At 71.3% G+C, this 25,929-nt stretch carries 21 protein-coding genes; 2 read left to right on the top strand and 19 right to left on the bottom strand.

The annotated features are described in order from the left end of the window. Positions 1-76: 76 nt before the first annotated feature. Both LAO51_02050 and LAO51_02055 read right to left on the bottom strand, forming a co-directional pair. Positions 77-907: a hypothetical protein gene (locus tag LAO51_02050; protein ID MBZ5637519.1), complete on the bottom strand. Its 831-nt coding sequence runs from the start codon at positions 905-907 to the stop codon at positions 77-79. Position 908: 1 nt separating this feature from the next. Beyond that, the gene (locus tag LAO51_02055; protein MBZ5637520.1) at positions 909-1,985 is read right to left on the bottom strand and encodes an AAA family ATPase; all 1,077 of its coding nucleotides are present in this window, start codon (positions 1,983-1,985) and stop codon (positions 909-911) included. Between the two features lie 203 nt (positions 1,986-2,188). Between LAO51_02055 and LAO51_02060 the strand changes: the two genes are divergently transcribed. Then, positions 2,189-3,733, top strand: coding sequence for a CHAD domain-containing protein (locus LAO51_02060; protein ID MBZ5637521.1), 1,545 nt, complete (start codon positions 2,189-2,191; stop codon positions 3,731-3,733). A 30-nt stretch (positions 3,734-3,763) separates the two neighbouring features. On the opposite strand, the gene LAO51_02065 is transcribed toward LAO51_02060, so the two are convergent. From LAO51_02065 to LAO51_02085, 5 genes are all read right to left on the bottom strand, one after another. Further along, positions 3,764-5,818 (bottom strand): hypothetical protein, encoded by a 2,055-nt coding sequence (locus LAO51_02065; GenBank protein MBZ5637522.1) that lies wholly within the window; start codon positions 5,816-5,818, stop codon positions 3,764-3,766. Positions 5,819-5,840: 22 nt separating this feature from the next. Beyond that, positions 5,841-6,758 carry a competence damage-inducible protein A gene (locus LAO51_02070; GenBank protein MBZ5637523.1) on the bottom strand — a complete coding sequence of 306 codons (918 nt, stop codon included), beginning with the start codon at positions 6,756-6,758 and terminating at the stop codon, positions 5,841-5,843. A 42-nt stretch (positions 6,759-6,800) separates the two neighbouring features. Next, the gene (locus LAO51_02075; GenBank protein ID MBZ5637524.1) at positions 6,801-7,982 is read right to left on the bottom strand and encodes a 4-hydroxy-3-methylbut-2-enyl diphosphate reductase; all 1,182 of its coding nucleotides are present in this window, start codon (positions 7,980-7,982) and stop codon (positions 6,801-6,803) included. 53 nt (positions 7,983-8,035) lie between these two features. Then, positions 8,036-8,416 (bottom strand): hypothetical protein, encoded by a 381-nt coding sequence (locus tag LAO51_02080; protein MBZ5637525.1) that lies wholly within the window; start codon positions 8,414-8,416, stop codon positions 8,036-8,038. A 124-nt stretch (positions 8,417-8,540) separates the two neighbouring features. Beyond that, complete coding sequence (locus LAO51_02085; protein ID MBZ5637526.1) at positions 8,541-10,007, bottom strand: transglycosylase SLT domain-containing protein; 1,467 nt, start codon at positions 10,005-10,007, stop codon at positions 8,541-8,543. Positions 10,008-10,160: 153 nt separating this feature from the next. Here LAO51_02085 and LAO51_02090 point away from each other — a divergent pair, with 153 nt between their 5' ends. Beyond that, positions 10,161-11,339: an FIST C-terminal domain-containing protein gene (locus LAO51_02090; GenBank protein ID MBZ5637527.1), complete on the top strand. Its 1,179-nt coding sequence runs from the start codon at positions 10,161-10,163 to the stop codon at positions 11,337-11,339. Here the strand turns inward: LAO51_02090 and LAO51_02095 are convergent. From LAO51_02095 to LAO51_02150, 12 genes are all read right to left on the bottom strand, one after another. Beyond that, positions 11,336-12,259, bottom strand: coding sequence for an RluA family pseudouridine synthase (locus LAO51_02095; GenBank protein MBZ5637528.1), 924 nt, complete (start codon positions 12,257-12,259; stop codon positions 11,336-11,338). The genes LAO51_02090 and LAO51_02095 overlap by 4 nt on opposite strands. Positions 12,260-12,325: 66 nt before the next feature. Beyond that, positions 12,326-13,420 (bottom strand): flippase-like domain-containing protein, encoded by a 1,095-nt coding sequence (locus LAO51_02100; GenBank protein MBZ5637529.1) that lies wholly within the window; start codon positions 13,418-13,420, stop codon positions 12,326-12,328. Beyond that, positions 13,417-15,468: a chloride channel protein gene (locus LAO51_02105; protein ID MBZ5637530.1), complete on the bottom strand. Its 2,052-nt coding sequence runs from the start codon at positions 15,466-15,468 to the stop codon at positions 13,417-13,419. Before LAO51_02105 ends, LAO51_02100 begins: the two co-directional genes overlap by 4 nt. Before the next feature lie 57 nt (positions 15,469-15,525). Next, entirely contained in the window at positions 15,526-16,329 is an 804-nt protein-coding gene (locus LAO51_02110) for an LOG family protein (GenBank protein MBZ5637531.1), read from the bottom strand. Positions 16,330-16,425: 96 nt separating this feature from the next. Next, entirely contained in the window at positions 16,426-18,657 is a 2,232-nt protein-coding gene (locus LAO51_02115) for a thrombospondin type 3 repeat-containing protein (GenBank protein ID MBZ5637532.1), read from the bottom strand. A gap of 72 nt (positions 18,658-18,729) precedes the next feature. Beyond that, entirely contained in the window at positions 18,730-19,638 is a 909-nt protein-coding gene (locus LAO51_02120) for a DMT family transporter (GenBank protein MBZ5637533.1), read from the bottom strand. A gap of 19 nt (positions 19,639-19,657) precedes the next feature. Next, a complete protein-coding gene (locus LAO51_02125; protein MBZ5637534.1) occupies positions 19,658-20,908 on the bottom strand; it encodes a polymer-forming cytoskeletal protein in 1,251 nt (416 codons plus the stop codon). Between the two features lie 129 nt (positions 20,909-21,037). Next, positions 21,038-21,829: a response regulator gene (locus LAO51_02130; GenBank protein MBZ5637535.1), complete on the bottom strand. Its 792-nt coding sequence runs from the start codon at positions 21,827-21,829 to the stop codon at positions 21,038-21,040. Then, the gene (locus LAO51_02135) at positions 21,826-22,956 is read right to left on the bottom strand and encodes a histidine kinase (protein MBZ5637536.1); all 1,131 of its coding nucleotides are present in this window, start codon (positions 22,954-22,956) and stop codon (positions 21,826-21,828) included. The genes LAO51_02130 and LAO51_02135 overlap by 4 nt, the downstream gene beginning before the upstream one ends. Then, positions 22,953-24,209: a PP2C family protein-serine/threonine phosphatase gene (locus LAO51_02140; protein ID MBZ5637537.1), complete on the bottom strand. Its 1,257-nt coding sequence runs from the start codon at positions 24,207-24,209 to the stop codon at positions 22,953-22,955. The genes LAO51_02135 and LAO51_02140 overlap by 4 nt, the downstream gene beginning before the upstream one ends. A gap of 88 nt (positions 24,210-24,297) precedes the next feature. After that, positions 24,298-25,008, bottom strand: coding sequence for an LON peptidase substrate-binding domain-containing protein (locus tag LAO51_02145; protein ID MBZ5637538.1), 711 nt, complete (start codon positions 25,006-25,008; stop codon positions 24,298-24,300). A gap of 15 nt (positions 25,009-25,023) precedes the next feature. Then, positions 25,024-25,908 carry a methyltransferase domain-containing protein gene (locus LAO51_02150; GenBank protein ID MBZ5637539.1) on the bottom strand — a complete coding sequence of 295 codons (885 nt, stop codon included), beginning with the start codon at positions 25,906-25,908 and terminating at the stop codon, positions 25,024-25,026. Positions 25,909-25,929: the final 21 nt, after the last annotated feature.

Genomic DNA, 25,929 nt, shown 5'->3' on the forward strand with positions numbered 1-25,929 from the left:
GCGTCGTCTCGACCGCACGACCTCGAAACCCCCGCGGCACCCGCCCGCGGGGGTTTCGTGTCTTCCGCCGCCGATCTCAGATGTTGAGCGTGCCGATGTCGAGGAGCCGGGGAGGCGAGGGCGTCCCGGCGGCCGCGGCCGAGAGCAGGGCCGGAAGGAAGCCTCCCTCCGGCGGCCCGGCGAGCGGGAGAAGGACGTCGCCGACAGGAGCGTCTTCCTCGTCCACCGGCGTCGAGCCCTCGCCGAGGAAATCCCGGACCATCGAGGTGTAGAGGTCGAGGGCCGCCGGATCCGACGCGTGAGGCACAAGGACCACGGCGGGCAGGCTCTCGGCGAACTCCCGCGAGAGGCAGAACGCCGCGTGGACGACGCCGTCCCCCCCGTCGAGGGGGACGATGAGCCCGCCGGCCAGGAACGCGGCTCTCGAGAGCGCCAGCCGGTCCTCCGCCGGTACGCGGACGATCACGAGGTCCGCTTCGCTCTCGTGGCGTCTTAGGCGCTCGGCCACGGCCGCCAGGGAGGACGGAGCCTCGCGACGCAGGCCGTCGAGGCCGCACGGGACCGACGCGAACGGCACGGTCTCTCGCGCCTCGGCGACGCCCGCAGGCGGGAGATCGGCAGGCCCGCCGGGAGAAGGGTGGCCGAAGTCCACGACGGCGACCTTCCGTCCTCCCTTGAGGGCCCAGCGAGCCACGGCCAGGAGCGCTTCCGACCCGACCGAGGGGCCGAGTCCGGCAACGACCAGCATCCGGCGGGGAGATCGTTCCGGCCCCGTCTCGGGTGCCAAGGAGTTCGCGCGGGTCCCGGAAGTGTTCGGAGGCGAGCCGAGCCCCCGCTCGCGGCTCATGAGCCGATTCAGCACCCCGGCGAGGGGGTGTCCGCCGGCCTCGTCGGCGAGTACCCGCACGTCAGACCTCCAGCACCGAGTTCTTCGATCCGACCGCGTTCGTGACCTGCCGCGGGTTCAGCGGGTCCGCGATCCAGCGGCCGCCGACCACGAGCTTGTACTCGTACCGGCCCGGCTTTAGCGGCAGGAACTTGGTCCAGCTGCCGTCGTCGTGCTTCTCGAGCAGCACCCCGCGGTCCGGTTCCCAGGCGTTGAAGTCGCCGGCCAGCAGCACGTCCTCCGGCGCCACGTCGTGCCTCGACAGGTAGAGCCCCTCCCGCGCCACCGTGAGCCCCTGAGCCTGATCGATGGTCGGCGCTTCGACCGCGACCCTCGAGCGCTCGAGCTCCGCGGCGAGCGCTCGATAGTCTTCGACGATGGACGCGTGGGGAGCGTGGCGGTCGACCGGGAGGCCCCGCGCGGCAGCCTCGCGGACCCGCACGCTCGATCGGATCACGGTCAGGAGGGTCTGCTCGGGGAAGGTCCTCCGGATCTCCTCGACGGTCTGCCGCGCGAAATTCGACCGGCCGTCGTAAGCGTTCACCAGGACCCTCACGCGGGCACGGTGGTGCTTGCGCTCCGCGAGCAGTTGCACCAGCTCGACCAGACGGACGAGGCCGTGCATCGAATAGAGGCTCGGCTCGACCGGGGCCACGACCTCGTGGGCCGCCATGAGGGAGTTCAGCGTCAACAGGCCGAGCGAGGGTGGCCCGTCGATGATCACGCGATCCGCGAAGCCCGTGAGCGCCGCGAGGTGCTCCGCGAGCCGCTCCTCGCCTCCCGGTGCCCTCGCGAGCTCGGGCTCCAGCTCGGCCAGCTCCGCGCCGGAAGGGGCCAGAGACAGGTTTTCGGCGACCTTGACGAGGATCTCGGTGATCGGGAGCGCGTCCTCTTCCAAGCCGGATCGCGACAGGACCCTTGCCAGCGAGGCCTCTCGGGCTGGGGCGGAGGCCCCCACCCCCAGCGTCGAGTGCCCCTGGGGGTCGAGGTCGACCAGCACGGTGCGGTGCCCCAGGGCGGCCAGAGCGGATGCGAGCTGGATCGCCGTGGTGGTCTTGCCGCAGCCGCCCTTCTGATTCACGAGAGCGAGGATGTGCACGGGTTCTCCCCCCTTGCCTGAATCCCGCGCGGCCGCCGCGCCCCTCGCACCGCGGGCCGCCGGGAGAAGCATTCGCGAATCCGCTTCGCCTCCCTTCCCCGGCGCGAGTCTAGGTCTCGCCGGCACCGGAGGTCAAGACGATCCTGAGGGCGTCTGGGTTAAGCTACGTCGGGCGCTGGCGCGTCGGGTCGTGCGAGGGTGCGGTGTGGCGGTTCGAGGCTGAGAAAGCCGCGGCGATCGACAAGTGGCTCTCCGGCCCCGCGGCGGGACTCGCGGTGGCCCTCGACGCCGCGGGCGCGGTCGAGGAGCACGATCTCTTCGCGGACACCGACGACCGGTCCTTCCATCGCGCCGGCTGCGCGCTTCGGGTCCGGCGGAGCGAAGGGCGCGTCGAGGCGGCCATGGTCTCGCTCCGGCCCGGGCCCGTCGCGACCGACCCCGTCCAAGTTCCCTCGCAAGATCCCGAGGGCCTGAGGCGCGCTCCGGATCCCCTGGGGACGCGCGTCCGCGCGGTGGCGGGGCCTCGGCCGCTCCGCTCGGTGCTGATCCTCAGGACCCGGCGGCGCCGGTTCTCGTTGCGGCTCCACGGCCGCCGTCGCGCGGAGCTCGAGATCGAGGAGATCGCCGCCCGACGTCCGGACGGACCCCCGACCGCAAGCTGGGCGTGCGCCCTGCTGACAGCGAACGAGCCTGAAGACCGGGCCGTCGCCGGGCTCGCGTCCGCAATGGAGACGGAGTTCGGGCTCGCCCCGGCCGGCGAGACGGCTTTCGAGACGGCCCTCGCCCGGCTCGGCATCGACCTCCCGATGCCTCCGGTCTCGGGAGCGGTCTCGACGATCGCCGAGGCGTCGGTCGGCGCGCTCGCCTACGCCGTCCTGCGCCGCCACCTCGGGGCGTTCCTGGCGAACGAGCCGGCGACGCGCCTCGGCGACGACCCCGAGGCGCTGCACGACATGCGGGTGGCCTCTCGCCGTCTTCGCGCCGCCCTCGCCCTGTTCGAGGAGGTGCTCCCGGCGCGCGCCCGCTCGTTCCGGCGGAGGCTCGGCCGGATCGGGGGGGCCCTCGGCGAGGTGAGGGACCTCGACGTGCAGCTCCAGCAGCTCGACGAGTTCCTCCGTGACGCGCCGGCGGCGGAGCGGCTCGTGATGCAGACCTACCTCGAGACCGTGGCGGCGCGCCGCGAGCGAGCGCGCCGGAGGATGCTCCTTGTGCTCGACTCCCCCGGGTACGCCCGCCTCGCGGCGTCGCTCCGCGCCTTCGTCGAGCGCGAGCCGGCCCGGCGACGCCTCGAGGCGTGCCGCCCGGCCCTCGCCGCCGCGCCGGACATGATCCTGCGCCGCTACCGAAAGGTCAGGAGGATCGGCGATCGCCTGGCCCCCGTCTCGCCCGCTGCCGACTGGCACGCGCTACGAATCGCCTCGAAGCGCCTCCGCTACGCGCTGGAGTTCCACGCCGAGCTCTACGGCAAAGAGGCGAGCCTCATGATCGACGCGCTGGTGGACCTCCAGGACCTTCTGGGCCTGCACCAGGACGCCCAGGTGGCCATGGCGCATCTCGAGGACATCTGCGGCCCGAGAGGACGGCGCCTGGCGCGCGGCGCGGCGTTCGCCATGGGGAGGGTCGCGCAGCGGTACGCCCAGCGCGCGGAGGACCTGAGAGGCTCGTTTCCCAGGATCTACCGCGGGATTCGCGGGAAGCGGTGGCGGCGTCTGCGGGAGGCGATGGAAGCGGCGCGGCCGCACGCGTGAGGCCGAAGGAGGGGCGAAGCGCCCCTGCCGCTACTCCCTGCCCGCGTCGATGGCCTTGCGCGCCTCTCGCAGCAGCGTCCCCGGCGAGATGGGCAGAGACACGGCTCCGCGCATCCAGGCGTCCGGCGTCAGGCGCCCCTGACGGGCCATGCGCTCGAACTCCGCGCCGAATGGGCCTGCCCAAAGCTTCTCCCCGATCTCGAACGCGACGATGTGCCCGATGGCGTAGTCCGGGAGGTAGAGCGGGTAGGAGATCATGTGGGAGTAGATCGCGAGGATCTCCCGGTCCTTCACCCCGAACACGGGGGCGTAGTAACGATTCCAGACGCCGCGGGCGATGGAGAGCGTCGCCTGCCGCAGCTCCGCCGGCTTGGCTTCCGGGTGAGCGTACATCCAGTTCCAGACGCCCATGTCCACGAGCGAGACGCCGCCGATCTCGTAGACCGCCCAGAGGGTCGCAAGGGCCGCGCGCCCCCGCGCGTCCTCGTCCCGCCGCGCCAGTCCCAGGACCTCGAGGTCCCGGTCCTGGAAGGTGAACGCGAGCGCCTCGGTGAACGCGTTGTTCGGCACGCCGCTCAGGAGCCAGTGGTCGATCGCGTCCAGGGAGAAGACCTGCTCGCAGTTGTGTCCGAACTCGTGGAGGGCGATGCTGTACCCCTTGTAGTTCATTCCGGACGTCTCGACCCGCGTGCGGAGGTGCGCCGAGTCACCGCGCCGGACCGCGCCCAGGGCGTGCCCCGCGCCGCGGGAGGGGTCCACCACGACGTGTTCGGCCAGCCAGCGGGCCCGTTCTCCCTCGAAGCCGAGCTTGACCAGGACGTTCGGAAGATCCGCCTTGAACGCCTCGGCGGTCGGGTACTTCTCCCGCACGATCCGGTCCAGCTCCTCCTCGCTGCGCGCGCCGCGAGGCTTGAACCCCGAGTACCAGACGTCGAACGGCTCGAGCGGCCGACCGAGGCGCTTCCGTATCAAACCCGCGAGATCGCGGACTTCGGCGGACTCCAGCACGGAGACCAGCACCGCCTCGACTTCCTTCTCGGGGATCTGGCGGTCGAGCTCGAATCGCCGCGCGATGTAGGTCGGCGCGGTGGGGCAGTACGGGTCGGCCTTTCGCTCCGCCCGGAGGAAATCGAGGAGCTTCGCGTAGCGGGTGTCCGGCTCGCGGGCCTCGAGCCCGGCGCCCCCCCCGGCCATAGATCCTCCGGTCGGACGCACCTCGTTGGTCTCTGGGCACCACAGCACGTCCGGGTTGTCGATGACGGCGGCCGGGATCTCCTGGCGAACGATCCGCTCCATCACCTTCTGGATCATCCGTTGCTTCGCGAGGCCGTCGCGCTCGGCGTAGTGCGCCGCGAGCTCGTCCCTCAGGCCCCAGTGGGTGATGAGGCGAAGGTCGTCGGGAAACGGGCGCTTTCCGTCCGGCGTCAGGAGGCGCCCCATGCGGACGTTGTACCCGGCGATGTACTGGTCGGCCGCGGTCGAAGCGCGCGTGATCTCCTGGGTCACAGCGGCGGGGATCCGCTCCGCGAACCGATCCATGAGACGCGATCGCGCCCACGCCTCGCGGCTCCAGCCGGCGCCGCGCGCGAGGCGGTCGGCGAGGGTGTGCACCGGAAAGTTGAGCAGGGCGAGGAACGCCACCTTGCTGTGGAACAGGTCCTCGTCGACGTGCGCCGCGAGGTCGACGTTCCCGAGCAGGCGATCCACCGGCTCCACGGGCCCGGTATCGAGGTCGAGAGGGGTCAGGAGCTCGCGCCGGACCTCGTGGAGGTGGCCGTCCACCTGCTCGAGCACGGTCTCGAGCCGCGCGAAGGTCCGGTCGAGGTCCGGCCCGGCCGCGACGAAGTTCTCCTCGCAGAATGCGCCGAAGGACGCGGCGTCGCCGTCCTCCGGCCACCAGCGCTGCGCCGCCTGGGCCACGCCGAGCCGGATCCTCTCCGCCTCCCCCTCGCCGAGTCGCGCCGCAAGACGCGCCACGATCGCTTTGACCGAGTCCGGTCCGATCGCCGGGGACGGACCCGAGGCGGCCGCCACCGGGAGGAGTAGCAAGAGCAGCGCGAGCACCGCCGGAGCACGAGCCGTCATCGGGGAATCTCCCGGGGAGCGATCAGCCGCCGCCGGCAAGCGAGAGCAGGCGCTGGAGAGCGCTCTCCACCGCCGCCTCGGCCTCGGCCTCGGTTTCCGCCGCGGCCTCGAGCGTGACACGGATCCGGTCGTCCGCCCGACGGAGTCCCGGGGCGTGGCTCTTGACCCAGACCTGCGGAAATTCCTCCGCGAGCCGGTCGAGGATCGTCCGGAGCGAGGACTCGTCCGCGGTGGGCGTCTCGACCTCGCGGCGGGCGACCGCGCGCCTGGGCGCGATCTCCCGAAGGCGCTCGATCGCGGCATGGAACACCGCGCGCGCCTCTCCCGGGACCCCGGGCAGGCACAGCACGGTCACGCCGCCCGGCCGGCGAACGATCACACCCGGCGCCGTGCCGGTCTCGTTGGGGATCGGCTCGCCGCCCACCGGGATCGAGCACATCTTCTCGCGGGCGGGGGTGAGGCCGGATCGGGGCACCACCCGCTCCTGCTCGAGGCGGCGGTACGAGGACTCGACCATCTGCTTCGCGTGGGGGTGCATGGCGAGGGGGAGGCGGAGCGCGTCGGCGACCGCGCCGAGGGTCCGGTCGTCGGAGGTCGGGCCGAGCCCTCCCGTGGTGATCACGAGGCGAGCGCCGCGCTCGATCGCCTCGGTGACGGCCTCGGTGATCGAGCGATCGTGGTCGTCCACCGTGGTGATTCGGTGGACGATCGCACCCCGCTGGCTCAGCCAGCCGGCGAGGTAGCTCGCGTTGGCGTCCACGGTTCGGCCGCGGAGCAACTCGCGCCCCACCACGATGATCTCGACGTGGAGCGGTCCCGCATGCTCGACCCGTACCTTCGGCGCCAATCCCGCCGGCGGGCGCCTCCGCGCGGAGCGCGTTTCCTCGGGGTGCCGCCGGTCCACGACGCGACGCTGCGGCGGACGTTTCCTGGGGTCCACGGGCCCTCCTCGAGGGCCCAGAACATAGCACATCGGCCGCGATCAGACGTCGATGCCGCGGAACGACGCGATCCGGCGGATCACGTTCTCGATCTCGATGTCGGGTGTCGATGCGCCGGCCGTGAGACCGATGGTCACGGGGCCCTCGGGCAGCCAGCCCGCGGAGACGCCCTCCCGGCCGCTCCCCAGGGGCTGGTGCCGGATCCGCTCCGCGCTTTCCAGACCTTCGGCGGACCTGATGTGGTACGTGGGAGCCTTCGCGATCGCGATCTCCACCAGGTGGGTGGTGTTGGAAGAGTTGTACCCACCGATCACGACCATCAGGTCCAGCCGCACCTCCCCCAGCAGGGCGACCAGCGCGTCCTGCCGCTCCTGGGTGGCGCTGCAGATGGTGTCGAAGGAGCGGAAGCGCTTCGCCGCCTCGTCGGCCCCCCACCTCGCGATCATCGCCGCGCGAACGCGGCCGGCGATGGCGAGCGACTCGCTGGAGAGCATCGTGGTCTGGTTGGCGCATCCGATCCGCTCGAGGTCGCGTTCCGGGTCGAATCCCGGGGAGATCGCGTCCGCGAAGAGGTGCAGGAAGCCGTCCCGATCGACTCGCCCCCCGATGTGGTCGCAGACCACCTCGGTCTGGACCCGGTCCCTCACCACGATGTACCGCCCCTCAGGGTGCTTCAGCGCCCGGGACGACGTGGCGCGGGTCTCCTCGTGCTCGTACTTGCCGTGGATCAGCGCGGTGAACCCGTCGTGGGCGTAATTCTCGACGTTCTTCCAGACGTTGAGCACCGAGCCGCACGTCGTGTCCACGAGGACGGCGCCGGTCGCGCGCAGCGCGTCCATCTCGCCGAGGGGAACGCCGAACGCGGGCAGGATGACCACGTCGCGGCGTAGGAGCTCGGCGAACCCGGCGCTCCCCTCGAGGAGCCGGATTCCCATGTCCTGGAGCCGCCGGTTCACTCCCGGGTTGTGGATGATCTCGCCGACGACGAAGATCCGCCGATCCGGGAACTTCTCGCGGGTCTCGTACGCGTACTCCACGGCGCGGTCCACGCCGTAGCAGAATCCGAATTCCTGGGCGAGGCGGAACGACAGGTCGCCGACGTCGAGCCTCAGCCCCTCGCCCCGCATCCGCTCCACCATCTCGCTGTGGTAGTCGCGGGAGAGCCGCCCGGTGATGGCCTGCTTCAGGCCGAAGCCCCGGTTGACGTAGGTGGGCTCGCCCATGCCATCCCCGTCCCCATCACGAGACCCGATCGCCGGCACGGGGAGCCGTCCCGTCAATGGTCGCGGTTGTCCGGATCCGCGAAAACGTCCTCGACGGTATTGACCTTTTTGTCGACCGCTCCCGGCTCCGAGCTCGTGGAGTTCGACGCGGCGCCCTTCGGCGTACCCTTCTTCGGCGAACCGCTCACCTTCGCGGCCGGCGGGGTCTTGACCGCCGCGTCGGCGACCGCGCTCTTTTTCTTCTTCTTGTTCTTGCTCGTCGCGTCGCGGGTAGCCGATGCGTCCTTCGTCCCGCCGTCGTCGGAGGCCGCGGCCGGGGTGCCCGAGGCGGCGTCGGCGGTCGAGGCGCGGGCCGCGGCGACCGGGGCGAGGATCAAGAGACCGGCGATCGCCAGGGCGAGCATTCGACGGATCTCTTCGATTCGGCAGCGCATTCGTTCCTCTTTGACCCTGGCCGTGGCGAGCCACGCCCCGCCTCGGACCGGATCGGCCCTTTCGAAGGTACGACAGGCTCGGCCCGGCAGCAAGTCGCAGTCCGGGGGTCCGATCCGGCGGCGCTCAGGGCGCGGTCGGAACCCGCAGGCGTTGGCCTGGGTGGAGGACGGAACCCGGAGTCAGCTGGTTGAGCCCCAGGAGGTCGGTCACGGACACGCCATAGGCCGCCGCGATCTTGAACAGCGTCTCGCCGCGGCGCACGACGTGGACGATCGCGCTGGCGACGGCGTCCGCCGCGCGCGCGCCAGGCACCCGTCCCGCCGGCGGCTTGGGCGCCTCGGCGGCGGACTGCGAGGCCACCGCGGGCGGTGCGGCCTTTGCAGCGTCCTTCGGCGCGGAGAGCCGGCCGATCGTTCCCTGGGGAAGCCAGACTTCCGTTCCTGCGGGGAGCGCCTGGCCGTCCCGGACGGCGCGCCGCGTCCAGGCCGGATTCAAGGCCGTAAGGTCGCCGAGCGGCACGCCGTAGGCTCGCGCGACCTGAACCGGCGTCGTCCGCTTATCGAGCACGACTCGATCCTGCGCGAGCGGCGGCTCGTATCGGATCCCCTCCGGGAAGAAACGGACGGGATCGCGCGCGATCTCGCGGACGGCGAGGAACTCCGCGTAGAAGTTCCGCGAGGCGAAGCCGAAGTGCTTCCCGTTGTATTCCCGGGCGATCCGGTCGAAGTCCGTCCCGAATCGCGCCCGGGCCCGCGCCATTCCCTCGACGCCGTGGTTGTACGAGGTGACGGCCAGAGACCAGTCCCCCAGCGTCTCGTAAGCGTCCCTCAGATACCGTGCGGCGCCGCGGGCCGCCGCCACCGGATCGAGCCGCTCGTCGAGCGCGGAACAGTAGAGCATGAACTTCCGGGCGGCCGGCCGGGTGAACTGCCAGATGCCCAAGGCGCCGGCGGACGAGCGTGCTGAGGCCTGGAACGAGGATTCCACGTGCGGCAGGAACGCGAGGTCCTCCGGCAGGTTCGCCTCGCGGAACACGCGGCGGAATTCCGCGTCGTAGCGGCCGCTGATCTCGAGCCCTCGGCGAAACCGCTCCCTAAGCCCGCGCTGGGAGCGCAAGCGCGTGTGGGCTCCCTCGATCGAAGCGATCCCCGCCGTCGTCGTGATCTTGAGGGCGAGCTCCTTCTCCTCGTCGGTGAGCTCCTCCCGCGCCGCGATCTTCCGCTCCATCCGGGCAAGAGCGGTCTCGATCTTCCTCTGCCGGGCGCGGACGATCTCCCGCTGGGCCCGTGAGTACCCCTCTCCGACCTCTCCCGGGAGCGTCACGGTCTCGTACACGAGCGCGGGGTGGTCGACATCGTGGATCGCGACCTGGCTGAGGCTCAAGGTCGCGAACACCTGCTTCCAGAATTCCACTTGCTCGAGGAGGCCCGAGGGCGCGGGGAACGGGTCGGCGGGCGCCGCCTTCGGCGCGGGGACGGCGGACGCTGCCGCCGGGTCCGTGCCGGGCTCCTCGGCCCGGGAGAACGTGATCGCCGCGCCCATGAGGAGCGCGGCGCAGAAACCCGCGACCGTGATTCGAACAATGGACATCGAACGCCTCCGCCTTTCGTGACGCGCGCACCCGGAATATAGGCCCTCCGGGGAGCCGCTTCAACGCAAGACTCCGGAAGACCGCGGCGTCGGCCCCGCGGCGGCGCGCGGGGGCCATTTGCTATAGTACCCGGCCGTTTGCCGGGGTGACGCATGATCCGCGCTGGCGTCGGCATCTCCGCGAGTTCCGGATCCGCCGAGGCCGCCCGCGAGGCGGCTCGACAGGCCGTCGCCGGTCTCCGCGGCGAGGGCGCCGACTGGTGCATCGTCTTCGCGACGTCGCACCACGCCTCCACGATCGCGGACGCCCTCGGGACCCTGGCCACGGAAACCGGCACCCCCTACCTCGCCGGCTGCACCGGTTGGGGTGTCCTGGCAGGTGAAAGGGAGATCGAAGGTGGACCGGCGCTCGGCGTCCTCGCCGTCGCCGCGGACCGCCTTCGCGGGACCCCGTTCCTGTTTCCCGACGAGGGGGACCTCGGGTTGACCGCGGGGAGGCGCCTGGGCGAAAGGCTGGTCACCTCCCGGGGGACCGGGGACCTCGTGCTGGTCTGGCCCGATCCGCTGCACGTCCGGCCGGACCGGCTCCTCCAGGGGCTCGATGCCACCCTGCACGGCATTCCGGTGGCCGGGGGCGCGGCGGCGAGCGGTGGACCCCATGAGGCCACGCTGCAGCTCTGCGGGAGCGAAGCCGCCAGCGGGAGCGTATCGGGCATCCGCCTCGGGGGGACCTTTCGCCACCACGTCGCGATCACGCAGGGATGCCGGCCGCTCACCGGCCCCCTCAAAGTCACGGAATCCCACGAGAATCTCATCCTGGAAATCGACGGACGGCCGGCGATGCAGGTGCTGCGCGAGGTGGCGCCTGAGGGCGTCCTCGATCGGAGCGAGTCCGCGTTCAACTACCTGTTCGTCGGACTCGTGCCCGATTCGCCGGAGCCGAACGTCCGCACCGGCGACTACCTGATTCGCAACATCCTGACCGCCGACGACGACACGGGCGTCCTCGGAATCTCGGAGGAGGTCGAGGAAGGGCGGCGGCTGGTGTTCGCGCTCAGAGGGGGTGCCGCCGCGCGCGAGGATCTGGAGCGCGTGCTGGATGGGCTGGTGCGCGAGGCAGACCCGAGCCGCTTCCGTTTCGGCCTCTACTTCAACTGTCTGGCGCGCGGCCGATCGCTCTACCGCGAGGAAGGGATCGATGCCGCCTTGATCTCCCACGCCCTGCCGGGCCTTCCGCTGCTGGGGTTCTTCGGGAACGCCGAGATCGCTCCCCTCCGCGGCGTCAACCACCTCTTCACGTACACCGGCGTCCTGGTGCTCGTCGGCGACTAGTGCTCCCCTCCGCGACGGAGCGCGGTCAGGAGCCGCCGAAAATCGGCGGGAGGGGGCGCGTCGAACGCGAGCCTGGGACCGCCCGTGGGGTGGTCGAACGCGAGCCGGTGCGCGTGGAGCGCGGTCCGGCCGATCAGGGTCGATCGCCGGCCGTAAGCCACGTCCCCCAAGAGCGGGTGCCCCTCGGCGGCGAGCTGGACGCGAATCTGGTTCCTGCGTCCGGTCTCGAGCCTCACCTCGAGCAGCGTCGCGCCAGAGAATCGCTCGAGGACGCGGAAACGCGAGACCGCCTTCCTCCCGGCGCGCTCGAGGGGAACCGGGTGGACCTTGAGGCTGACCGGGTGCTCGGCCAACCGGTGCTCGAGCCGCCCAAGGTCGCGCTCGAACCGCCCCTCGGCCACGGCAAGGTAGACCCGGTCGGGGCGGCCCGACGCGAACTGGGCCCGGAGGGCGGCGAACGCGGGTCCGGGGCGGGCCGCGACCACGAGGCCGGAAGTGAATCGATCGATCCGGTGGACCGCATGCACCGCCGGATGGCGGAAGCCCCGCTTCCGGTACAGGTCGGTCAGCATCTCGATGAGCGACTCGCCGCGGTGGGAAGGGGACGGGACGGTGATGAGGCCTGCCTCCTTGTCCACCACCACGAAGTCCCGCTCCTCGTGCACGATCCGGTAGCCGTGAGCGCGGTGGGCCCGCCGGGGCGCCGTGCGCGCGGTCGCCGCATCGGCGGTGGCCTCGATCCGGTCGCCGCGGGACACGCGAGCTCCCGGACTCGAGACGACCTCCCCGTTCCGGCGGACGCCGCCCGCGAGGATGAGCCCTCTCGCGCGGGAATGCGGGACCCGGAGCCGGTCGTGCAGGAGCTGCTGGACGCTCTTTCCGGCGTCGTCAGGCCCCGCGACCAGCATCTCGCGCCCCATGTCACGGATTATCCGCCGAGATCCTCCGCTCTCCCAGGCCCCTGGGCCCGGCGTCTCGACGGTTTCTCACTCGTTCGGGATATTCCCGTCGATTCGTCCCAGGATTTCGCTCGGTGGCTCTGCGCGCCTTCTCCGCGAGCCCACGACCAGCGCCAGGGATCCGGCCAGGACGCTCAGAGCGTAGTACGTTCCACGATGGACGAGCGCGGCCGCCGCCGCAGCCTCCGGGGGAATCCCGAGCCTCGCGTAGAGACCGATGAGCACGACCTCGGTCGCGCCGATTCCGCCGATCGTTCCGGTGAGGGTCCCCGCGAACGCGGCAAGCACCAGAGCGGTGGCGATCCCGAACAGCGGCGCGTCCACCCCGAGGGCGCGGAACACCATGGCGTTGGCCACGCAGAGGGAAAACCACGAGGCGGCGCCGAGGGCGATGTCGGAAGAGACCTCGTACCACGCGGAGCCCGTGCGTAGGAGGGGCGCCAGCACCGGCTCGAGCCAGCCCGGGACGGGGCCGTCGGGGCCCGGCTCCCGGAATCGCGCCGGCGTGAGGCGCGCGGCGACCTTCACGACGCCGGGACGCCGGACGAGGCGCAGCGTCCGGCCTCGGAGCGCGACGGCGAAGACCGGGAGCGCGACCGCGGCGATCCCGGAGAGGAGCAGCGCTCGTCGGCCGGCCGAGGGGGGCATGGAGAGCGCGGCCGCCGCCGCGAGGAGGCCGCCCAGGAGGAAATCGCCGAGGACGTTCGTCACCTGGTCCGCCACCGACCACCCGTAGGCGAGCGCCATCCTCCACCCGGTGCTGCGCTGCACGATCGCGGCGCGCAGCACGCCTCCGGCGAGCTTCGCGGACGGGGTGACGAGGTTCAAGAGCGTGCCGGACAGGATCGCGCGAAGAGTCGTGCCGAAACCCACGCGCCCGGTCCGCCGCATCATCCGCTGCCATTTCGCGGCCCAGATCAGGTACCTCGAGGCGACGGCGCAGAGGGAGAGCGCGAGCCACCGGGGATCGGCGTCGAGCGCGGCTTCCAGGATCCGGCGGGGCCCGAGCGATCGGACCCACCACGCCAGCACGCCGACGCAGGCCGCGAGGATCAGGACCCGCAGCACCCTTGCGCCCGCGCCCCCCGTCGGGCGACGCTCCACGGGCGGGAGAGCGGTCACGGACGCTGCTCGAGCGCTTCGAAGGCACCGGCCGGGCCCAGGAGGACCAGGGCGTCCCCCTCCCGCACCACGAGGTCGGGCGGGGCGGGGGAGATCTCGCGGACGCCGCTGCCTTCGGGGCGTTTCACCGCGAGGACGTAGAGCCCCAGCGCGTGATACGGGTCGGACTCCAGGAGCGATCGTCCGACGAGGAGCGCGGGTGCCGGCCGCTCCTCGATCCTCAGGTCGGCCGCGCGGCGCGCTCCCGCCTCCTCTCCGGGGACGTTGCCGCCGAGGTACTGCGCGAGCACCAGCCTCCTGCGCAGCACCTCGCGGTCGAGAGCCTGCACCACGTCCCGGCGGGCGACGCTTCCGACCAGCCGGTCGGGCGCGTTCTGGTCGACGACCGGGAGCTGCGCCAGCTCGAGCTGGGAGAACCGGCGCATCACCTCGTCGAGAGGCGTTCTCTTCGTCACCCTCGGGACGTCCCGGACGAGGTCCAGCGCCACCAGGCTGTCCTTGAGGTGCGGCTCCCCCGCCACCTGGAACGCGTCCCGGAGATCGATGGCCCCCTTGAGCCGGTCCTCGGCGTCGAGGACGTAGATCGCGGTCGCGCGGCTCTCGGTGAACCGCTCCACGACCTCGCCCATCGGCGCGTCGGCGCGGACCGTCAGGGGATGGAGCCGGATGAAGTCCTCGGCCCGGAGCGAGGCCAGCGCCATCTGCTCGAAGGCCAGGTCGAAGTCGACCCCGCGCCTCCTCAGCGCCTCGGTGTAGATCGAGTCGCGACGCAGCGTCCGCGAGAGAGCCGTGGCGGTCACCACCGCCACCGCGAGCGGCATGACGGCGCCGTAGTCCTGGCACATCTCGAAGACCATGATCAGCGCCGTGATGGGAGCGAACGTCGTGGAGGCGATGGCCGCGGCCATCCCACCCAGGGTGAAGTAAACCGCCTCGGCCTGGAGGCCCGGGAGCGCGGCGTGGGCCCCGGCGGCGAACAGCGCCCCCCCCGCGGCGCCCACGAGGAGCGTCGGCGTGAACACGCCGCCCGAGCCCCCCGAGCCGATGGAGGCCGCGGTCGCGACGATCTTCGCGAGCAGGAGCGGCAGGAGGATCTTCGGGAGCAGGTTCCCCATCAGGACCTCGCTCACCGCGTCGTAGCCGTTGCCCCACACCTCCGGGATCCACCAGGCGAGGAGGCCGACCGCGAGGCCGCCGAGGCCCGTGCGCGCCCAGACCGGGACCGGCACGCGCCGGAAGATCCGCTCCGCCGCCTCCACGCTCGACCTCAGGAGCAGGGCCACCAGCGGGATCAGCGCGCCCAGCACCGCGAACAGCGGGAGCGACAGGAGACCCGGCGCGTGGCCCGGCGCGACCTGGTAAAGCGCGGTGGCTCCGATCACGCCTCGGGAGAGGAGCGTCGCGGTGATGGAGGCGAGGACCACGGGGCCGAACACGTCGAGGGCGAAGTTGCCGTGGATCACCTCCATCACGAACAGGGCCGCGCCGATCGGCGCGTTGTAGGCGGCGGCCATCCCCGAGGCGACCCCGCAACCGATCAGGATTCGCCGCCGCTCCGTCGGGATGCGGAGGATACGGCCCAGGCGCGACGCGGCCGCCGCGCCGATCTGCACGATCGGGCCCTCGCGCCCCACCGACCCGCCGGTGGCATTGAGGAGGACCGACGCGAGAGACTTCCTGAGCGTCCGCCCGAGGTGGAGCTGGCCGGCTCCCCTGAGCGAAACCGCCTCCATGATCTCCGACGTTCCCTCGCCGCTGCTCCCACCCTTCACGAAGTAGCGGGCGAGCAATCCCGCTGCGAGCCCTCCCGCCGCGGGGGCGATCACGACCATCGGGAACCGCAAACCGCGGGCGACGTCGAGCGGGTGGGCCTTGCTCGCGAACGCCAGGTACTGGAGCGCCAGGCCGCCGAACCGGACCAGGACGGCGCCGAGCGCCCCGAGGACTCCCGCGGACAGGACCAAAGCCAGGGCGTACGCCCGCTCGTTGGTGCGGAACCGGTGGCGGATCGTCTGCAGCCAGCCGCCGAGATCCCCGACTCGGATCATGCGCGTAGGGTCGGCGGTCGCGGGCCGCGAGTCAAGGGGCGGGTCCCTCCGGGGGCCTCAGGATCCGTTCTCGGGCTCGAGGTAAAGACGCGTCAGCTCGCCCTTCAGGACCTCGAACGCCTCGTCGGGGGCGTCGGCCACGCGGAAGAGGCCGAGGTCCTCCTCGGCGATGGTCCCCCATCGAACCAGCGCGTCGAAGCGGATCACGTCGTTCCAGTACCGGCTGCCGTACAGGATGATCGGCATTCGCTTGCCGACCTTCCGGGTCTGGACGAGGGTGAGCAGCTCGAACATCTCGTCCAGGGTCCCGAACCCGCCCGGGAACACCACGAGCGCCTTGGCCAGGTAGGCGAACCAGAACTTCCGCATGAAGAAGTAGTGGAACTCGAACGCCAGCTCGCGAGTGATGAACGGGTTGTGGCTCGGCTCGTCAGGAAGGCTGATCCCAAGGCCGACCGAGATCCCCGCGGCCTCGGAGGCGCCGCGATTGGCCGCTTCCATGATCCCCGGGCCGCCGCCCGAGCAGACGATGAACCTGCGATTCGGCGGGGGCAGGCTCTTGGACCAGTCGGTCACGGTGCGCGCGAGCGTCCGGGCGTCCTCGTAGTACCGGGAGAACGCGAGGGCCTTCTCGGCCCGCTCGACGGCCCCGTCGTCGTCGGACGCCTTCGCTTCGTCGAGCGCCTCGCCGGCGCGCTCCTCGGACAGCACCCGCGCCGACCCGAAGAACACCACGGTGTCCTTGATCCGGTAACGCTGGAATCTGGCGTGGGGCTCCAGGTACTCGCTCAGGATCCTGAGCGTCCGGGCATCCTTGCTCTTCAGGAACTCGAGGTTGTCGTACGCCTTCTCGACGGTCATGCTGCGTCCCTCTCCCCCCGGAGCCGAGGCGCAGCACAATGTAGCAGGAAAGGCCGACCGTGCCCGCCGCGAGGCGTGAACGCCCCTTGGGCTGCGTCACGGACAGGGCGACACGCGCGGCGAGCCGGAGGAGCCCTTACCCAGAGGTCCGCCGCCGCCGCAGCCGGCGTCGTGGCCGCGCACGAGGTAGAAGAACCCCGTCTCGGCCTCGGGAAGGTCCCCGTCGTCGTACGACGTGGCGACGCTCATCGGCTCGAGGCAGTCCCCCCAGTCGCCGGTGGCGAGTCCCGACAGGGTGCCGCGCGACAGGTCGTAGCCGTCGGCCCGCGCCGTCGCCGTCCACACGAGGTGCGCCGGCTGGCCCGGGGCGCCGTCGACGATCAGCGATGCGACGTCGCCGGGGACCCCCTGCGACGCGTCCAGCGGCGCGCAGTCCGATTCGTCGAGGAGTCCGTCGCCGTCGTCGTCCGGATCGCAGGCGTTTCCGAGGCCGTCGCCGTCCGTGTCGATCTGGTCGGGATTCGCGAGGCTCGGGCAGTCGTCATTGCGGTCGGGGACGCCGTCGGCGTCCGCGTCGGCGAGGGCGATCTCGGCTTCCGACGCCCTCAAGATCCACTCGTGCTCGTCGAACGCGAGACCGATGACCGGCTCCGTCGTCTCGAGGACGAAGTCCTGGTCGGATCCGTCGCTCCACACCGTGCGGACCTCGCCTCCCGCCGCGGTCGCGAGGGTGACGTCCACCGGCATCGTGAACGTCCCGGCGTCGGTCTGGACCTGGCGGATCCTGAGGTAGGTCCGGTAGACGCCGTTCCCCGCGTCCGCCGTGAGCCACCCGTACTCGTACGCCGGCGAGTTCTCGCCGTACACCCACTCGTCGAAGAACCAATCCAGGGGTCCACCGTGGTGTTGCTCCATCGCCGCCTGGAACTCGGAGGTGCTGGAGACCGCGTCCTTGTGCCCCGCGTACCAGTCCCTCATCCCGTCGAAGTACGGCGGCCCGTTCATCACGCGGCGGAGCATGTGGTGCACCCACGCCCCCTTGTCGTAGACCGTCGAGCCGAACAGGTCCGCCGGGTCGTACACCGGACCGTCGAAATGAGCGCTCCACAACGAGTCCATGTAGTCCTGGTATCCCTGGGCGCCGTTCAGGTGCTCGGCCCACAGCGCCTCGCAGTACGATGCGGTCCCCTCGTTCAGCCAGACGTCCGGCCAGGTTCGCGGGCTCACCGAATCGCCGAACCACTGGTGGCTCAGCTCGTGCGCGATGATGTAGTCGTAGGTGTGACCGCCGGTGATCAGCATGTAACCGTACGACGTGTTGGTCGAGTGCTCCATCGCGCCCGGCCACGGGAACGCGCTCATCCCGTACTTGTCCTCGACGAACGGGTACTCGCCGAAGGTCAGGGCGTAGAAGCGGATCATCGCCGGCGTCGCGTTGAACGACTCCCGGGCGTTGGCGAGGTACTCGGAATACACGTAGTGGGTCACCGGCATGGTCCCGCCGGCGAGGGTGTCGTAGTTGTCCGTGAAGCTCGAATAGACGGTGGCCGCGATGCTCACGAGGTAGGTCGTCAGCGGGTGCGTCGGCAGCCACTGGTACTGTTTCTTGCTGCCAGTCTTCGGGACGGTTCCTTTCAGGACGCCGTTCCCGGTGGCGGTCCACGTGTTCGGGACCGTCCACCACTCCTCGACCGTGGCCTTGTCGTCAGGCCGATCCTTGCACGGCCACCACGTGCGGGCCCCCTCGGGCTCGGACAGCGTCCAGACCATGGTCCCCTGGGTCGGGTTGTAGTAGTACTTGTTCCAGCCGATGGAGCCGAAGCCGGTGGCGTCCGGGACGCCGCCGTAGGAGACCTTGACGTCGAATGACTGGCCCGGATCGAACGGCTGGTCGAGGGTGATGTCGAGGAGGTTTCCGGAGTGGGTGTACGCCAGCGCCGTGGCTCCCCGTGTCACCGACGTCACGCCCATGTTGTCCAAGAGGTCGAGCACGAGGTGGTGGAAACCGGCCACGAGGCTCGTGCCGGTGACGGTGACCGATCCCGCGACCGTCTTCGTGGCCGGGACGAAGTCGAGGTCCAGGAAGTAATGCGTCACGTCCACGTCGTCCTGAAAGGCGAGGAGCGCCGCCTGCTCCGCGTTCGGCAGCCCCCAGCGGCCGGCCAGCGTGACGTGACTCTTGCGGAGCGCCTCGCGCTGCTCCCGTGTGGGGTAGGGCGGATCGTAGGTCGTTTGCGCGAGCCCGGCGGCCGCGGGAACGAGACAGGCCAGCGCGAGCATCGCGATCCGGATCCCGTGGCGTAGCGAGGTCGGACGGCTGATCGTCATGTGCACGCTCCCTGTCGGACGTCGGAGGGGATACATATACACCTACACGGGGAGCGGGACCCGAACTTCCCCTCACCCCTGAACCGTGCCGCGAGCGGCCGATCGCTGGACCAGGGCGACGCCGGCGAGAACGAGCCCGCCCCCGAGGAGCACCGCCTTACCCGTGGCCTCGCCGATCCACACGGCCGCCACGCCGGCGGTGACCAGCGGCTGGACGTACTGGAACGAAGAGAGGGTTCCGGCCTCGAGACGCTCCAGCGCCAGGGACCAGACGAGGTAGCCCACGCCGGTGCACCCCACGCCGAGGAACGCGAGCGCCACCCAGGATTCCACCGACGCCCGGGCGAGCTCCGCGGGGTCTCCCGCGGCGACCCAGATCCCCACCGACACGGCGGTCCCGACCGCGAGCGCGCGAAACGTGAGCGGGAGCGGCCGGCGGCGCACCGAGATCTCCCGGGTCAGGAGCGTGTAGGCCGCCCAGTTGAGCGACGAGATCAGGATCAGGAGGTCCCCTCGCGTCGACGGGAGTCGGAGCGAGCCCGCGCCGCCCCAGATCACCACCAGGGCACCGGAGAACCCCAGCGCGACGCCGGCGGTCTTGAGGGCCGGGAAGCGCTCGCGCAGGAACGCCGCGGCGAGGATCGCGGTGAACACCGGGTTGAGCGCGATCAGCCACCCGCTGTGGACCGCGGAGGTCATGGTCAGGGCGTACGCCTGGAGGGCGAGGTGGACCGGCACCCCGATGAATCCGAGGAGCGCGGTCCGCGACGAGTCAAAGGGTCGCGGAGATTCGGGGCGCCGCGGGCGGCCGAAGGGAAGCGCGGCCGCGACGGTCGCGAGGCCGAGGAGGCCTCGACCGGCGACGAGCGAGAGCGGCGAGAGCGAGCGGAGCGCCACCTTGGACGCGACGAACGACGTCCCCCACAGGAGAACGGCCGCCGCCGCGCAGAAATATGCCGGCCAGCGCCTCGTATCGCTCAATCGCCCCTCGAGGCGCCGGTCAAGCACCCTCGACGGGAAGCGCGGGAGGCGCGGAGGGAGGCTCGGGCAAAGGTGGCGGCGCCGCGGCCGACTGCTTCCGGGCTTGCCGCCAGTCGCGGATCCCGATCAGCATCGCGCCGAGCCCGAGGAACACGCACCCGAACCAGAGGACCCATCCGAGCACCGGGATCGCGAAGAGCAGGTAGAGTACCACGATGCCCAGAGCGAAGGCGCCGTAGCGCGAAGCCTCGGTCCTCCCGGTCTTCGCCAGAAGCCAGCGTCCGACGGCCACCGCGACCGGCACTTTCGCGAGATACACGGCGAGCGCGTCGATCAGGAGAACCGCCAACGCCAGCGGGATCGTGACGATCAGGATGCAGGACACCACCGCCGCGACCGGGACGACGATGAACGCGAGGAACCCCACGCCGAGGTTGCGGAGCACGTCCCCCCGCGCGGCCGCGAGGACCGCCCCACCTGGCTTCCGGGAGATCGCCAGCGCGGCGAGCCCGACCAGGAATCCCACGACGAGGCACGCGACCCACTTCACGAGCTTCCAGAAGAACGACGGGTGGTGGCCGATGCGGACGAGGGCCCGGTGCTCGCGGTCGACGGTCCCGCGGACGATGCTCTTCTCGTCCAGGGTCGGGGGCACCCGCGAATCGTAGGACAGGTTCCCGCCGATCCTCGCCTTCGGGTCGACCTTGAGGAGATCGGCCTTGAGCGACGCGTCCTTGCCGACCGTGCCCGACAGGGAGAGCTGACCGCCCTCGGCGGTGAGGTCCCCGTCGATGGCGCCGTCCAAGTTGATCTGCCCGGCGTAGACCGACGCGTCCCCGGCGACGTGGGATCCGGCGGTGAGCGCGACCGTCCCGCACTTCGCGTCGAAGTCGCCACCGACGGATCCCGCGACGTTGCAGTTCGCCCCGCGGGCTTCGAGGTCCTTCCCGACCTTCCCGCCGACGTTGAGCGTCCCGCCGATGAACTTGACCTTCCCCGTCACCTCGCCCGGGATCTCGAGCGTCCCACCGAACACCCAGAGGTCGCCGATCTGCTTCCCGGCGATCGTCGCGGTCCCCTTGAACAGCTTCAGGTCCCCTTGGTGGGTCTTTCCCAAGGGGATCGTGTAGTTGCCGCCCGGATCCGAGAAGTCGGAGTCGTAGGCGGACCCGGCCGCGATGGGCAGGGCGAGAAGCGCGGCCAGCACGACGGCCGCCGCCCACGCGGCCGTACGCGGCGTTCTTCGTCCGGCGTCCGGTGGCTTGGCCATGGTCGTGTCCTCCCGCGATCCAGGTTGGAGCGCGCGGAGCGCCTCGTCAACGGGGTGGAGGGTGAGCGGTCGGAATGGCCCGGTGAGCGGTCGCCACCGGGAGGCGGCCGGGGTGGCGAAATGGGCCCTTCACCAGGGGATGATCTCGCGCAGTCGCCGGGCCTGTCGTCGCGACATCGGGACGACGCTCCGCGCCGCGTCGCGGATCACGATCCTGAACGTGCCGGCGTCGCCCGGGAGGATCTCCGCGATTTGGGAGAGGTTCACCAGGTAGGCGCGGTGCGACCTGAAGAACGACGGATCGAGGGCGGCCTCGAGCTCCGCCAGCGGCCGCTCGACGAGGAAGCGTCCCAGGGCGGTGTGCGCGAACACCAGCACGTCCTCCGCCTCGAACCAGAGGACGTCGGCGGGGTCGAGCAGGACGATCTTCGCGCCGCGCCTTCCCGGGACCCTGAAGGGTCCTCCCTCGCGCGGGGCGGCCGGCCCGAGCGCGTCGGGGCGGGGGAGCCCCGCGCGGATCTCCTCCAGGACCCGCAGCAGGTCGGGCGCGGCGGAGGCCTCCCGCCGGATCGCCTCCCGCGCCCGCTCGAGCGCGGCGGCGAACCGGCGGCGCGCGAACGGCTTCAGGAGGTAGTCCAGCGAGTTCACCTCGAACGCCCGCACCGCATACTCGTCGTACGCCGTGGTGAAGACGACCCTCGGCACGTGGCGCACGCGCCGCAGGACCTCGAAGCCGTCGGCCTCGGGCATCTGGACGTCGAGGAAGCAGAGGTCCGGCCGCTCGCGGTCGATGAGGGCCACGGCGGACTTCCCGTCGGCGGCCTCGCCGACCACCTCGACGTCGGGGTGCTCCTCGAGCAGCCGGCGGATCCGGTCCCGCGCCGGCTTCTCGTCGTCGACGATCGCGGCCCTCAAGGTCATCCCGCGATCACCTCCGCCTCGGCCGCGCCCCCCGGCTCGCCGCCGGCCGACTTCTCGGGCGCCGCGGGCATCGTCAGCCGTGCGATCGCGCCCCGTCCCGAGGGACCGGGTTCGAGGACGAGGGAGGCACGCCCCGGATAGCACGCGGCGAGACGCTGACCGACGTTGGCGAGCCCGTGTCCGTCCCGGACCGCGGGGACGGCCGTAGGGTCGAGACCCGCGCCGTCGTCGGCGACCTCGACGGACAGCGTGCCGTCGCGGACGCGGGCGCGGATGACCACGGTTCCGCCCGCTCCGACGGGCGCGATCCCGTGTCCGACCGCGTTCTCCACCAGCGGTTGGAGAATCAGGCCGGGGAGGCGCACCGAGCGGGCCTCCGGTTCCACGTCCCAGACCACGTTGAGCCGGTCGCCGTACCTCGCTCGCTCGATGTCGAGGTACCCCGCGACGAACTCCAGCTCTTCCTCGAGCGGCACCGGCCCCGCGTCGGCCACCCGGAACGTGTAGCGGAACAGGTCGGCGAGCGTCTGCACCACCTCGTCGGCCTGGCCCGGATCCTCCTCCAAGAGGGACGAGATCGTGTTGAGCGTGTTGAAGAAGAAGTGCGGGTTGATCCGCGCCTGCAGCGCGGACAGCTCGGCCCTCGCCGCTGCCTCCTTGAGGTGGGCCTCGACGAGCCGGACCTCCTCGACCTCACGCAGCGTCGCCTGGAGCCTCCACCTCAGGGTTTCGTAGGCGTGGACCATGCCGCCGATGACCAGGGCCAGGAGGCCGTTGATCGCGCCGATCGCCAGCGTCTGCCGGAGGTCGCGCAGGACGAAGAGAGGGAAGAAGTAGAGGACGATCGCGGTGCCGGCGATCGACCCCGAAAGGAGCGCGAGCCCCAGCAGGGCGAGTCGTGCCGCCGGCGCCAGGCCTCTGAGCCGCGGGTACAGGACCACCGACGCGATGAGCACCGTGAAGCCGACCACGTTGCCGAAGAGGATGCTGATCCACAGGACCGTGGGCTCGAATCCTCCCTCGCGGAACGCGCCCACGGCGAGGCCCGTGGCGGTCCCGGCGGCGGTGTTGCTCGCAGCCCAGAGCGGGACTTGCAGCGCGAGGGGGAAGCCGTCGCGGCGGGTCATGTCGCGCGCGCGAGGACCAGGGTGACGTCGTCGTGCGGCGGGCGGCCGCGTCGCCAGAGCGTCACTTTCTCGAGCACGGCCCAGAGGATCTCCTCGAGGTTCCGGTCGCGGTTCTCGGTCAGGATCCGGAGCAGCCGCTCCTCGCCGAACTCCTGTTCCTCCGCGTCCGGCGCCTCGATGACCCCGTCGGTGCAGAGGGCGAGGAGGTCCCCCTCCCGCAGCACGCACCTCCCCTCGCCGTAACGTGCGTCGCCGATGAGCCCGATCGGGAGCCCGCCCTCCGAGAGGCGCGTCGCGCCGTCCTGTCCCAGGTGCAGCGGGGGGTAGTGCCCGGCGTTGCTGTAGGTGAGCGTCCGAGACCGCCCGTCGTAGTCGCCGTAGAACATCGTGGCGTAACGGGAGGCCGACGTGGAGCGGAGCAGCATCTCGTTCAGCCGCCGGTTGATCTCGCAGGGAGCGAGCGTCGGAAGGGCGAGGCTCCGCACCGAGGCCTGTAGGCCCGCCATCAGGAGCGCGGCCGGGATCCCCTTACCGGAGACGTCCGCGATCACGAGCCCCACCCGGTCCTCCGCGAACGGCAGGAAGTCGTAGAGGTCGCCCCCGACCCCCACCGCCGGCAGGCACGCTCCGGCGAGCTGCAGTCCTCGGATCTGCGGGACCGACCGCGGGAGCAGCTCCCGCTGGACTTCGCGGGCGATGGCCAGATCCCGCTCCATCGCCTCCTTGTCGCGCAGCACGCGGTACGACTCCTCGATCTGCCGCCTCATCGAGTCGTAGGTGTGCAGGGCGATGCCGACGATGACGGCGAACGCGCCGTTCAGGAGCACGATGACCGCGACGGTCTTGGGCCGCGCGAGGGAGTACAGCGGCTGCGTCGCCAGGATCGCTACCGAGCCGAACACCGTGCCCGACAGCAGCGTGAGCACCTGGAGCGCCAGGCGCACCGCGATCGGGAGACGGGCGAAGTAGGGGAAGACGAGCCGCGCGGACGCGAGCGCGGTGAACCCGACCACCTCGGCGAAGAGGACGCTCTGTCGCAGCAGCGGAAGGAGCTCGGGCACCCCCCGCGTGAACGCGATCCCGAATCCGACCACCGCGCCGATCGCGGTCCAGCCCGCCGCCCAGGCCACCAGGAACCGGTACGGAGGGGCGGCCGAAGGCGTCAGGCCCGAGGCGACCAGCGCCGACGGCGCGAGCGCCGACGGCACCTCGGCGTTCGCGGAGGTCGGGATCGCCTGAGCGGTCTCGGTCATTCCGTGCTCCGTGAGACCGGTCCCCACATGCCCATGATACGCTCGGCGACCCCGCCGGGCTTCGTCTCGATGGTAACGGTTTCGTCGGTCAGTTCAGGCCGGGCCCGCCGTCGTCGGTCGAACGGAGCGCCTTGAGGCGCAGGACCCGCGTTAGGATGTCGTCGAGCAGCGCCGAGGCGCGGCGGTGCCTCTCCCTGAGGTCGCCCTCCTCGAGGAGCGATTGCCGCACTGCGGGCTCCACCGGGAGATTCGCGCAGGCGCCGTTGACCGCGGTCTCGAACGGGATGCGATCGTCCAGCACGGCGCTCGCATCCGTCCGGTCCGTCAACTCCCGCATCAGGCAGCCGTGGGAGGCGAGGAGGTCGAGCTTTGCCGCGTGGATCGACGGCTCCGACTCGTCCACCGCCGACTCGGCGAGCGGCTGCACCCGGACCAGCCGGTACGGCTTCGACCCGACGACCTCCCCGAACGCCACGCGCTGGAGCCCGACGAGTCGCAGATTGAACTTGCCGTCCGGGAGGCGCTCCAAGTCCTCGATCCGACCGAGGGTCCCGGTCTCGTGGAACGCGGGCTCCCCCTCGTAGCTCGCCTCCCATCCCGGCCGCAGCAGCGCCACCGCGATCAGGCCCTCGCTGGCGACCGCGTCTCGCACCATCGCCCGGTAGCGCGGCTCGAACACGTGGAGAGGGAGGATCGTGCGCGGGAAGAACACGACGCCGGGAAGCGGGAAGACCGGTACCAGCCCGGAAGGCGACACGCACTCGGGAGCCGGTGGCGCCGCAGGCCGGGGAGGCTTCATGCGGCGATTATACGGTCAGAGGCCGGCGGGCCTGCGTGCGACGATCCCGGCGATCGCCCGAGCCGGCCTCCCCGGTCCCGCGGGCTCGACCTCCTCGCGGAGGCGCAGGATCTCCCAGTCGTCGAACACCTGCTTGAGCTCTCCCGGCCTCAACAGGTGGGCGGGATCGATCGGCCGGCCGAGGCGAGTGTGCTCCGTCGTGTACGTCTGGAAGACGACCACGCCGCCGGCCTTGAGCCCCTCGCGGATGTCGTTGAACAGCGGCCGGTGCAGGAAGTTGAACACCGCGATCACGTCGTACGTCTCGAGGGGGATGATGTAGGTCCCGTCCTCGACGTTCCCGACGACGCCTCGAATCGGCGCGCCGAGCCTGCGCGCCGCCGAGCGCGCCACCCGCACGGCGTCCGGGTCGACGTCGACGCCGTCCACGTCGAATCCCCGGGTGGCGAGATAGATGGCGTTGCGTCCCTCGCCCATGGCGACGTCGAGGGCGAGGCCCTTCGGGAGGAGGTGGAAGTTCTCGATCAGGAATCGCTCCGGAGAGATCGGATGCACGTGGCGCCCGTTCCCGTCCATCCCCGACGCGACGGGTCCCGGCCAAGCCTCGATCCCGCCGCGCACGTCGAACAGGGAGGTCACGCCCTGCTCCGCGAGGAAACGGCAAGCCGAAGCGGAGCGGACGCCGTACTCGCAGATGACGGCGAGCGGGACCCCGCTGTTGGGGACCTCGCTCGCGCGACTCACGAGCTCCTGGAGGGGGATCAGCACGGACCCGGGGATGTGCTTCGCCTCGAACTCGGTCTCGGTCCGGACGTCGAGGAGCGAAAGCGGCTCGCCCATGGCGAGCCTTCGGTATAGCTCGTCTCCGTCGATCGTGTCCCAGCGCGGCGTGCGGCTCAATCGTGCTCCCCCGCGATGACC

The organism is Terriglobia bacterium (genome assembly GCA_020073205.1).
GTDB lineage: Bacteria > Acidobacteriota > Polarisedimenticolia > Polarisedimenticolales > JAIQFR01 > JAIQFR01.